The organism is Gordonia sp. i37 (genome assembly GCF_002043085.1).
Lineage (GTDB): Bacteria > Actinomycetota > Actinomycetes > Mycobacteriales > Mycobacteriaceae > Gordonia > Gordonia polyisoprenivorans.
In genome coordinates this window covers 1-11437 of sequence record NZ_MVPX01000107.1, presented here as the reverse complement: position 1 = coordinate 11437, position 11437 = coordinate 1, and the positions used below count along the sequence as shown (strand labels likewise).

The following is an 11437-nucleotide window of genomic DNA, read 5'->3' as shown; positions in this document are numbered from 1 at the left end:
CCGCGGTCATCCTCGACGTCAGCACCCCGAAGGTGTATGTCTATGACACCGACCTGACGCCAATGGTCACCGCGGCGATCGCCCTGGCACACCACACGCCGGAAATCCTGATCGGCGTGGGTACCGGCGTACTCGTCGACGGCCCGACATCACTGCGCTTCGACGACCTCCCGCGCGAGTCGGCGCCACCACGGGTCACTCGCACCGTCTTCGACGAGACCACCCGGCTCTACACCTCGGGAACCACCGGCATGCCCAAGGCGGTGCCGATGAACAGCGCGATCGAGATCTTCTCCGCTCACGACGTGATCATGCACTTCCCTCTGACGCCGGAGGACCGCACGCTCAACATGTCACCGTGGTTCCATCGCGGCGGACTCTATTGTGCGGGCCCCAATCCGACGTTCTATCTGGGATCGTCGCTGGTACCGATGCGCGCCTTCGATGCCGAGACGACCCTCGACTGGGTGGAACGCCACCGCCTCACCTTCCTGATCGGCGCACCGACGAACCTCGCGATGCTGGCCACCGCGCAGCAGGCCCGCCCGCGTGACCTGTCGAGCCTGCGCGGCATCGTCACCATGGGAGCACCGCTGGAACGCGAAGCGGCCCTGCGGTATCAAGAGATCCTGACGCCTCGCGTGTTCAACGGATACGGCAGCACCGAGGGATTCTGGAACACCTTCCTGCGTCCCACCGATCTACCCGCCCACGCCGGTACGGCCGGGCGCGCCTGCATCGACGACGACGTGCGCGTGGTCCGGGTCCACGACGACGGCCGGCTCGCGAGCCCCGACGAGGTGGTCGCCCGCGACGGCGTCGAGGTCGGTGAGGTGATCATCCGCTCGCCCAAATGCGCTGCCGCCTACTTCGATTCCCCGCAGCAGGAGAAGGCCAAGTACAACGGCAGCTGGCTGCACATCGGCGATCTGGCGACCTGGGACGCCGACGAGTTCGTCACGATCGTCGGTCGCAAGGACGACATGCTGATCTCCGGCGGCGAGAACGTGCACCCGGTGCAGGTCGAGGAGGCGCTCAACGGGCATCCGGCCGTTGCCGATTCGCTCGTCGTCGGCGTCCCCGACGATCGTTGGGGCCAACTCGTCGTCGCCTACGTCGTTCCCGCCGAGGGCGCCCACCCGACCGCCGACGAACTCGACGCCTACTGTCGCACCCACCCGATGCTCTCGCAGTTCAAACGGCCGCGCGCCTACCGGATCATCGACGCACTCCCGGTGTCGGCGACCGGGAAGAAGTTGCACTACAAGGCCACCACCTCGGCGGCATCGGAGATGGCCGCAGGAGAATTCGCCACCCCCGAACCCACACCCCGCCCCCAAGAACCCGACGCCCAAGAACCCCAGGCCCAAGAACAAGGAGCGACCCCGTGAGCGCCACCACCTCCACCCCGAAGTTCTCCGCGATCGACCCGCTGAATCTCGACCTCGGCTACTCCGACGACGAACTCGCCGTGCGTGATTCGGTGCGCGGATTCCTCGCCGAGCACGTCACCCCGCATATCGCCGACTGGTTCGAGGCGGGCTCGATCCCGATCGCGCGGGATCTGTTCAAGCAATTCGGTCAGCTCGGCGTGCTCGGCATGCACCTCGACGGATACGGCTGCGGCGGAGCATCATCGGTGCACTACGGCCTGGCCAGTCTCGAATTGGAGGCCTGTGACTCCGGCATCCGGTCGATGGTGTCGGTGCAGGGCTCGCTGGCGATGTTCTCCATCTACAACAACGGCAGCGAGGAGCAGAAGAACCGGTGGCTGCCGTCGATGGCCGAGGGCACCACCGTTGGCTGCTTCGGGCTGACCGAACCCGACGCCGGCTCGGACCCGGCATCGATGAAGACCAGGGCCCGACGCGACGGTGACGACTGGATTCTCGACGGCCGCAAGATGTGGATCACCAACTCCCCCATCGCCGATGTGGCGGTCGTGTGGGCCCGGACCGAGGAGGGCGTTCGCGGCTTCATCGTGCCCACCGACACCGCCGGCGTGTCCACCCCGGAGATCAAGCACAAACTGTCGCTGCGGGCCTCGACGACCGGCGAGATCGTTCTGGACAACGTGCGTCTGCCGGCCGAGGCGCTGATGCCCGGCAACGACGATCTGCACAAGGGGCAGGGCATCAAGGCCCCATTGTCGAGCCTCACCGAAGCGCGGTACGGCATCATCTGGGGTTCGATCGGCGCCGCCCGGACCGCATGGCAGGCGGCCGTCGACTATGCCACGCAGCGAACGCAATTCGGCAAACCCATCGCCGGTTTCCAACTGACGCAGGCCAAGATCGCCGACATGGCCCTGGAAATGCAGAAGGGCCAGCTGCTCGCCCAGCATCTGGGCCGACTGAAGGACTCGGTGGGTCTGCGTCCCGACCAGGTCAGCTTCGGCAAGCTCAACAACACGCGCGAGGCCATCAAGATCTGTCGCACCGCGCGAACCATTCTGGGCGGCAACGGGATCTCGCTGGAGTACCCGATCATCCGGCACATGGTGAACCTGGAGTCGGTGCTGACCTACGAGGGCACCCCCGAGATGCATCAGCTGGTCCTCGGTCAGGCCTTCACCGGCCAGAACGCCTTCCGCTGAGAGGAATCGACATGAGCGCACTGACCCACGACATCGAACACAGGCAATTCCGCGAGACCGTCACCAAGTTCGTCGCCGAGCAGATCACCCCGCACCACGATGAATGGGAGCGGGCGGGGCTCTGGGATCGCACCCTGTTCACCGAGGCGGGCAAGAACGGACTACTCGGCTTCAGCGTGCCCGACGACTTCGGCGGCCCCGGCGTCGACGACTTCCGCTATCACGCCATCGTCATCGAGGAGACCGCCCGGACCGGCGCGGCGGCCGAGGCCATCGCCTTCTCCCTGCAGAACGACGTCGTGCTGCCGTATCTGACCGAGATGGCCGACGACGAGCAGAAGGCGCGCTGGTTGCCCGGCATCGTCTCCGGGGAGACCGTCCTGGGCATCGCGATGACCGAACCCGGTGCGGGCAGCGACCTCACCGGCATCCGCACCACCGCGGTGCGCGACGGCGACCACTACGTCGTCAACGGGTCCAAGACCTTCATCTCCAACGGGCGCAACGGTGATCTGTTCGTCGTCGCGGTGCGCACCGGGCCCGAGAAGCACAAGGGACTCACCCTGCTGGTGGTCGAAGCCGACACCGAGGGTTTCCAGCAGGGCCGCAAGCTCGACAAGATCGGCCTGCATGCGCAGGACACCAGCGAGCTCTCGTTCGTCGACATGCGGGTTCCGGTGCGTAACCGCCTGGGTGCGGAGGGCGCCGGCTTCTACCAGCTGGTGCACAATCTGCCTCAGGAGCGACTCTCGCTCGCCGTCGGCGCGGTTGCCGCCGCGGAGGGGATCTTCGCGCGGACGATGGATTACGTCACCGATCGCACCGCATTCGGCTCGCCGATCAGCTCCTTCCAGAACACGCAGTTCGTGCTCGCCGAGATCGCCACCGAACTCGACATCGCACGTACCTATCTCGACGACTGCCTCGCCGAACACGTCGCCGGCGAGCTGACGGCGGCCCGCGCGGCCAAGCTCAAGTGGTGGGCCACCGAGTTGCAGTTCCGCACGGCCAACCGGTGCCTGCAACTGCACGGCGGGTACGGCTACATGCGCGAATACTCGGTCTCACAGGCATTTCTCGACGCGCGCATCCAGTCGATCTACGGCGGCACCACCGAGATCATGAAGACGATCATCGCCAAGGACCTCGGCATCTGATCGACTACCCTACGGTGACGGCGTGGTGGTGAACTCCAGTTCACCACTTGTGAACGAGGAGGGTTGCGGTGGCCAAGACGGCGGCGGCACGGTCGGCGACCGACACCGCGGTGGAGGAGGCGGTCCGCGCGGTGCGGGTGTCCTCGCGTCGCCGCCAGCTGCTCGATGCCGCGGTGGCGGTGATGGAGCGCACGGGGTTCCACCAGATGTCGATGCAGGCGCTGGCCGAGGAGGCCGGCGTCAGCGTCGGCCTGTTCTACAAGTACTTCGGCGGCAAGGAGGAGATCCTCCTCGCGGCCATCGTCGACATCCTCGAGAAGTTCCGCGATCAGCTCGCCCCGGCGATGGAACTCGCCGGCGACGACCCGGTCGAGCAGTTGATGGCCGGGTTCCGGGAGTACGTCGCGATCGTCGACGCCAACCGTGACGCGGTGGTCCTGACCTACCGCGAGAGCCGGACCCTCGACGCCGACGGACGCGAACGGATCAAACAGCTCGAGGTGCAGACCTCCGCGCCGATGCGCGGGGCCATCACCGCCGCGATCGCCGCCGGGTTGGTGCATGACGACGTCGACGCCGATCTCGTCGTGTTCGACCTGATGATGCTGGCGCACGGGTGGGCGCTCAAGCACTGGCATTTCGCGCCCGCCTTCGACCTCGACGGATACGTCACCACCCAGCTGCGGATCGCGTTGCGCGCATTGGTGGCCCACGACCATCTCGATCGGTACCTGGCCGGACTCTGATCTCGCCGTCAGCCGCCGATCAGGGCATCGAGTCGCTTCTCGACCATTCCCACGGACTGACCGATCAGGGCGAACATCTCGTTGGTGGTCTGGCCGTGGTAATAGCGGTAATAGATCTGCTGGGCGATCGCCGCGAAGCGGAACAACCCGAACACCTCATACCACCGCCAGCGCTCCGGATTCATCTCGAATCCCATTGCCGCACAGTAGCGCTCGACGAACTCGGCGCGGGTGATCATTCCCGGCATCGTGGTCGGCACCCGACGCATCGCCTTGACCTGCTCGTCGTCGTCGGCCTGCACCCAGTAGGCCATCGACCCCGCCACATCCATCAGCGGGTCTCCCAGGGTGGCCATCTCCCAGTCCAGGATGCCGATGACCCGGGTCGGGTCGTCGGCCGACAGCACGACGTTGTCGAGTTTGAAGTCGTTGTGGATCACGCAGTTCGCGACGTCGTCGGGCTCATTCTCCGCGAGCCAGACCATCGTCGACTCGTAGTCGGGAACGTCGGGCGTGCGGGCGTTGCGGAATCGTGCCGACCACCCATCGACCTGACGCTGCACATACCCGAATCCCTTACCGAGATCGGTGAGTCCGGCGGCACCCGGATCGACCGAATGCAACTCGGCCAGCACGTCGATGAAGTTGTGGCACAACCGTCGTGCCGACTCCGGCGGCAACGGCACGTCCGACGGCCAGTCCCGGCCGGCGATGATCCCTTCCAGACGGCCCATCACATAGAACTCGGCGCCGATCAGGTCGGGGTCGTCGCAGTGGGCCACCATCGGGGCGATATAGGGCAAGACAGGCGCGAGCCGCGACTGGATGCGGTACTCGCGGCCCATGTCGTGAGCGCCCTTGGCCTTGGTGCCCGACGGCGCGCGACGCAGGATGAGGTCCCGGCCCGGATACGACAGCAGGTAGGTGAGATTGCTGGCACCGCCCGAGAACTGACGGACCTGCGGCTCGGCGTCGAGTCCGGTCGTGTCCTGCGCGTGCTCCCGCAGCCATTCGGCGACCTTGCCGACGTCGAAGCTGTCCTCGGCACGCACCTCACCCGCACCCGCCACCTGCAGTCCCACTTGTCCGGCCCTCCTCGTCGTTCTCGTCTCAGTCGAGGGTAACCATCACAGCCACTCGGATGAGGGCGGTTCGATCAGTGCGGGACGGCGGTACCGCTGTTCTGGTGCTCGTCCGGGCCCCGATTGTCGCGTGGACGTCGAAACGGCTTGAGCCGCAGGATGTGCCGCAGTACGAACGCGAGCACCGGGCGGACCAGAGGTACTCCCCACCGCCACGGCAAGAAGGCCACCCATCGTGGCGATCCGGCGATCTCCCAGCGCACGGTCAGTGTGCGCGGTCGCGGGCCGTCGGAGATGGTGAATCGCTCCGCGAAGTCCTTGATGGCCAACGGAACCGAGACGCCGGTGCCGGTCAGGGTGATCCGCTCGCCGTCGATCACCTCCGTGGCGCGCTGGGCCACCGAGAGGAAGGTTCCCGACATCGTCCGCCCATCGCCGACCACCGGACCCGCCGGTGCGTTCCCCTCCGACGCACCGGCGTGGATCCAGATCGGCCCCCGAAGAAACGGGAGCGAGCTCAGATAGTGGGCATGGGCGAGCCGATCCCACACCTCACGCCGCGACAACGGCGTCGTGTATTCGAGGCTGATGGCGAAGGCCGCCCGCGTCGCGATGTAGCGGTCGACGTCACCAAGCGCCACCTCCCGCACCGCGAATCGGTCGGGTCGGGTGGCGAGACCGTAGGCGATGACGAGGCCGATCGCACCGAGAAGGGTGATGGCGAGAACCGCCCCGACCACGATTCCCGCCACCACGAGACCACTCACACCGACCCCCCGAACGGCTCGCACGCAACATAAAATATGAAATATGAATCTAGACAAGTGACCTGCGTTACGTCAAGAGCGTCACGCTGTCGGCGGGGACCAGCTGGTGACCGCGCGGACCCGGGAGTCCACCGCGCGGGCAGGAACCGACCGCATGGCCAGGTCACGCAGCGTCGCGGTGACCGGATGACTCGCCTGCATCACCGCACCGAGTACCCGGGCCTGGCGCGCAATCCGTTGCGTGCGCCGTCGACGCAGGGCGTCGTAGCGGGCGAGGACGGCGGGTAGCTCGTTGTTGTGCTTCGCGGCGGCGATGAGGAGGGTGGCGAGAGTGGCCGCGTCCTCGATCGCCAGGTTCGCGCCTTGGCCCAGGTTGGGAGTCATCGCGTGCGCGGCATCCCCGATCAACACCCGCCGGCCCGACACGAACGAGGCCAGGGGCGCCGCCAGCTCCTCGATCGGCAGATACGACACCGATGCCGGGTCCGTGGCGTCGAGGATCTCCTCGATCGGCTGGTGCCAGTGACCGAAGCGGCGACGTACCTCCTCCATGGCGGCGTCGCCCGCCGGGCTCGACCCGGGTGGCGACGACACGCACGCGAACCAGTACACGCGGCCGTCGGCGAGCGGGGCGATCCCGAACCTCGCACCGCGGCCGACCGATTCACCCGCGGTGTCGGTCGCCACCGGTCGGGTGGTGATCGCGCGCCACGCACCGTATCCGCTGTCGCGTACTCCAGGGTCGTCGAAAGCGCTGGAGCGCACCGCGCTCCGCAGGCCATCGGCGCCGACGATCACATCGGCACTGAGGTGCTCGCCGGTGTCGAGGACCACGGAGGTGTCGCCGACCTCGACGACCCGCGCGCCCGCGCGTATCGATCCGGCCGGGACCGCGGCCAGCAGAATGCGATACAGGTCGGCGCGGTCGATCACCCGCACATCATGGGTCGACGCCATCCGCGTCAACCAGGAGCCGTCAGGCCTGCGTGTTCCGGATCGATCGACCACACCCGCGGGACCGGCGGCAGCGCGCACCTGGTCTCCGATCCCGATCGCGTCGAGCGCACGGAACCCGTTGCCGAACAACGACAATCCGGAACCGTGCGCACGCACTCGGTCGGCACGCTCCAGGAGTTGAACGTCGACGCCGGCCTGCCGGAGTCCCACCGCGATCGCGAGACCGCCGATGCCCGCACCCACCACGATGACCCGCATCGCTCAACGGTAGCGCGTGGACCCGTCCGGCGGCGCCGTGGTCGACACGAGCTTGGCGAAGCAGTGTTCACCGTCGAATCCCTGTGCCGCACACCATGCGTTGGCCTGGTCCGGCCCGGGGAAGGTCGCCGCGGCCACCGTCACCCACCAGCCGGACTGACTGAAGACGCTCCATTCGTCGGAGTACAGCAGCCGAACATCGTTGAACCGCAATCTCAGTGCCAGGAATTCGTCGAGGATGGCCTGGTTGTCCCAGGTCTTGCCGTCGGCGAACAGGCCGGGCCGTTTGGAGCTCAGTTGCGCCACCCACCGGTTGTTGAGAGTGGAGAGGATGAAGGTACGATCCGAATTCGCCTGTCTACGAAGCGCATCACCGGTGGTCGAACCGAGGTCGACGCCCGGCGGCAGCTCCGGACCCGTGGAGACCTGGGGTGGCGCGGCCGAACCGCCTTCCGGCTTCGGTAGCGATGTCGTGGTTTGGGGCCCGGGGTCGCAGTCCACGGTGAACGTTCCCGCGGCCGTGCCGTTGGCCTGGCCGAGGGTGTCGGGCGTCCGATAGAAGGAGCCGGGCGGGTAGGTCAATTCCATGGTGATACCCTCGCCGACGTCGCTCGGCGGGATGGCGGCCGGCGCCCGGGAGAAGTCGAATCGCCCGGAGGCGACGAGCGATCCCGAATCCGCGATCGAGATGCGGGTTCCGGTGCCCGACATGACATCTCCGTCGGCACATGTGGCGACGACCTTCATCGTCGCGACCAGGCCGGCCGGGGTCGTGCGGAACTGCTGCGGCGTGAACGTCGGTGCGGTCGCACAGTGGGTGACCGTGCCCTCCGCGGCTGTCCGCGTCTGGGCCGGCGCGATTCCCGGCGGGCCCGCCGGGCCGCCGGTGGGTGCGAAGCCGGTGATCGTCGTGCCCGTCAAGGTCACCAGAGTCGATCCGACGGCGAAGGTCTGCGCGGCCGGCGACGAGTCCGATGAGGCGCCGCCCACGGTGGACACGGGCAGCGACCAGTCGTTGCTGCCGTCGGCCAACGCCAGCGCCGTGATCCCACCCGTGGGATCGGCAGCGATCAACCGCTGTCCGTCGGTGACCGGGAAACCCGTTGTGTAAGAACTGGCTACCTTCTGTGTCCAGCGGGTCTGCCCCGTCGCGGTATCGGCCACGGTCAGGTCCTCACCTTGCGCGATGACCACCTCGCGATCGTCGGCGAGGACAGCGGTGGTGGCGCCGTACGGCGAGTCGGGTCCGCCGACCGCGGTCGTCCAAGTACTGGACTTGTCAGCCACCGAGGTCCACCTACCGTCGACGAGAAGGTGGCCTCGCTGATTCGGCGAGGCCACCGTGGGCACCGACACCGACGAGCCGGGGATCTCGACGGTGGTGCCGTCGGGTCGTACGACGACCACGGGGCCCGCGTTGGTGGCCAGCCCTCCCGAACCCGAGGCCGAGATGACCGCGATGGAACCATCGGCCAACGGCTCGGTGACGGCGTATCCGGCACGGTTGAGAAGTTCTCGGCCGTCGGCGGCCGACACGACGAGCACCGAGGTCTGACCGCTGGCCACCAGCGACGACGTGGCAGTGAAGCTGGACGCATCCCCGCCGGGGGTGCTGTCGCCGAGCGGGTAGGACTTGGTCCACACCGCGTGCGCGCTGTTGTCCACCTTCATGATGGACAACCCACCATCGGTGAACGATCGCAGGTAGGCGCCGTCGGTGTTGAGTACGATCTCGTAGGCCCCGGGCGACGGGTTGTCGGCGGTGGCAACGACGGAGCCGGTCGAGGTGTCGAAGAAGGTGATGGTCGACTGGTCATAGCAAGCGATCCGGCCGTTGACGATCGTGTCCGAGCAGCCCTGCACGGTTCGCGACGATGTCCAGTGCTTGCCGGTCTCGGTGTCGACGCCGGCCAGCGTGCGGCCCGACGAGGACGGGCCGCTGACGAAGGTCACCAGCGTGTGCTCGTCGTGGACCGCACCGAGCGAAAGGTACTGGGCCCTGCTCGGGTCGGGCGAGACGAACTGCTCGCCACCCAGTTGCGAGGCGCCGACCTGCCACTTCGCCGTCGGCGCGGTCGGGAACGTGCCGGTGAGTTGCCCGTCGAGGGGGGCGGCGTGGCTCGAGTCGTCGTGGCGGCTGGTCCACCAGACGAGTCCACCGGCAACCAATCCGGCGACGCAGACGAGGGCGACAGCGGTCAGAATCCACGGCAGCGCACGGCGCCGACGGGGTGGCGTCATGCCGGGAGGCCGGGCCGGGAATCCGCCGCTCGGATATCCGGGCGGCATCCCCGATGGCATCCCGGGAGGTGGTCCGGAATACGGGCCCGACGGCGGGCCGAAATATCCGGCGCCCGCCGGCGGCATCGGTCGCGCCATGGTCGGCTGATACGCCGCCTGCGGCCCGGTGACCGGTGGAGGCGGTGGCGGTACCGGAGACTGAGGGCCCAGCGTCGTGGGCGGCGCGGGACGCGCGATGAACTCCGTCGCGTCCGAGGCGTTGTCGCCGGCGAGTTCATCCGAGTCGGACATCGTTTCAGTTAAGCCGAGTTGGACCTCGACGTTGCAGCGTCGACTGTCATCCGATCGGACCATTTCTGCGCACCGTGACCCGTGTCGAGGCCCATACGCACAGCAGTACCCACAAGGCGCCGCACGCCCAGCCGGCGAGCACATCGGTGGTCCAGTGCACGCCGAGGTACACCCGGGTCACGCCGATCGCGAACGACAACGCGGGCGCGGCGAGCAACACCCACCGGTGGCCCCGGACCCACGGACTGAGGCGGTAGGCGACGACGGCGAGCAGACAGTAGACGACCATCGACATCATCGCGTGCCCACTCGGAAACGAATAACTCTCGATGTGCAACAGCCGGTCGGTGACCGGCGGACGACTCCGCGCGACAACGTGTTTGAACGTCACCATCACCGCCGCGCCCACCAATGACCCGACGGCCAGCAGCACCGCCTCATCTACGTGGCGCCGAATCATCAGCCAGACGACCACCACCGTGCAGATGGCCGTCATCGTCAGCGAGTTTCCGAAGAAGGTGACGACATGCGCCACCCCGATCCACGGCTGCGACCTGCCCTCGACCATCCAGTTGGTGACATCGTCGTCTATCCGAAGCCGTTCGAAGGCAAGCTTGGCCGTCATGACGCCACCTTACTGATCGGTTGTCACGGTTCCTCCGGATGATCGCGAACCCTCCCCTCGATGGTCGAGGTGCGAGCCGCGTGCGCCGGGCCTCGAGACCTGGCGAGACAACAAGACTCCCAACCACATCCACCATCGCACGATCTGAACGCGAGCCGAATTTGCAGACGCCCCTGCTGCACCAGCCGCGTCTGCACAGTGGAGCCGCGAACTCATCACGCCTGACAGTCCAGGCGCCCTCTCCCGACGGTCGAGCACCCCTCCCCCGACGGTCGAGCGCCCCTCTCCGCCGATGCTCGAGCACCATTCCCTCGATGGTCGAGAACTGTTCCCCCTCGATGGTCGAGGTGCGAGCCGCGTGCGGCGAGCCTCGAGACCCGGCGAGACAACAAGCCCCCCAACCACATCGACAGCAAGACAAGCGAAAGACACACCCCCTACCACATCCCACCGACAGAAAATTGACGTCGAAACACGTTGTCCACAAGCATAATTGATCGGCAACACCCCTTGCATCGAACATACTTTCCTGTAGACTGGACCTATCACACCGATCAGCCACTGGGGAGGGGTTCATGATCGACACCGCCGCAACTCTTGACGCGGAAACCGTTGATGCCGAGTCGATCTTCGCCGCCATCGTCGCCCGACTCAGCGACCTGCAATGGAATCCGGAGATGACCGGGCCACAAGCTTTCGGTGCGATGAAACAAGTCC

9 protein-coding genes and 1 pseudogene are annotated in these 11437 nt (G+C 67.0%); 5 read left to right on the top strand and 5 right to left on the bottom strand.

Annotated features, from left to right (window positions below; genetic code table 11):
• From B1964_RS04935 to B1964_RS04920, 4 genes are all read left to right on the top strand, one after another.
• Positions 1 to 1391: class I adenylate-forming enzyme family protein (locus B1964_RS04935; RefSeq protein WP_079929069.1), on the top strand; the 1391-nt coding region annotated here is incomplete at its 5' end.
• On the top strand, positions 1388 to 2596 hold the full coding sequence (locus B1964_RS04930) for an acyl-CoA dehydrogenase family protein (RefSeq protein ID WP_079929068.1): 1209 nt from the start codon (positions 1388 to 1390) through the stop codon (positions 2594 to 2596). The genes B1964_RS04935 and B1964_RS04930, both read left to right, overlap by 4 nt.
• An 11-nt stretch (positions 2597 to 2607) precedes the next feature.
• Positions 2608 to 3753, top strand: coding sequence for an acyl-CoA dehydrogenase family protein (locus B1964_RS04925; RefSeq protein WP_079929067.1), 1146 nt, complete (start codon positions 2608 to 2610; stop codon positions 3751 to 3753).
• 68 nt (positions 3754 to 3821) lie between these two features.
• Positions 3822 to 4499 (top strand): TetR family transcriptional regulator, encoded by a 678-nt coding sequence (locus tag B1964_RS04920; protein ID WP_079929066.1) that lies wholly within the window; start codon positions 3822 to 3824, stop codon positions 4497 to 4499.
• 8 nt (positions 4500 to 4507) lie between these two features.
• On the opposite strand, the gene B1964_RS04915 is transcribed toward B1964_RS04920, so the two are convergent.
• The 5 genes from B1964_RS04915 to B1964_RS04895 all read right to left on the bottom strand — a co-directional run bounded on the left by B1964_RS04915 (position 4508) and on the right by B1964_RS04895 (position 10720).
• Entirely contained in the window at positions 4508 to 5581 is a 1074-nt protein-coding gene (locus B1964_RS04915) for a phosphotransferase family protein (RefSeq protein ID WP_079929065.1), read from the bottom strand.
• Positions 5582 to 5655: 74 nt separating this feature from the next.
• The gene (locus B1964_RS04910; protein ID WP_253193887.1) at positions 5656 to 6372 is read right to left on the bottom strand and encodes a hypothetical protein; all 717 of its coding nucleotides are present in this window, start codon (positions 6370 to 6372) and stop codon (positions 5656 to 5658) included.
• Between the two features lie 57 nt (positions 6373 to 6429).
• The gene (locus tag B1964_RS04905) at positions 6430 to 7563 is read right to left on the bottom strand and encodes an FAD-dependent monooxygenase (protein WP_079929064.1); all 1134 of its coding nucleotides are present in this window, start codon (positions 7561 to 7563) and stop codon (positions 6430 to 6432) included.
• A 3-nt stretch (positions 7564 to 7566) separates the two neighbouring features.
• Positions 7567 to 10095, bottom strand: a complete 2529-nt coding sequence (locus B1964_RS04900; RefSeq protein WP_139765629.1) for a PQQ-binding-like beta-propeller repeat protein — start codon at positions 10093 to 10095, stop codon at positions 7567 to 7569.
• Between the two features lie 46 nt (positions 10096 to 10141).
• Positions 10142 to 10720 carry a phosphatase PAP2 family protein gene (locus B1964_RS04895; protein WP_079929063.1) on the bottom strand — a complete coding sequence of 193 codons (579 nt, stop codon included), beginning with the start codon at positions 10718 to 10720 and terminating at the stop codon, positions 10142 to 10144.
• 575 nt (positions 10721 to 11295) lie between these two features.
• Here B1964_RS04895 and B1964_RS30910 point away from each other — a divergent pair.
• A pseudogene (locus tag B1964_RS30910) lies at positions 11296 to 11437 on the top strand (HNH endonuclease); the annotation flags it as partial.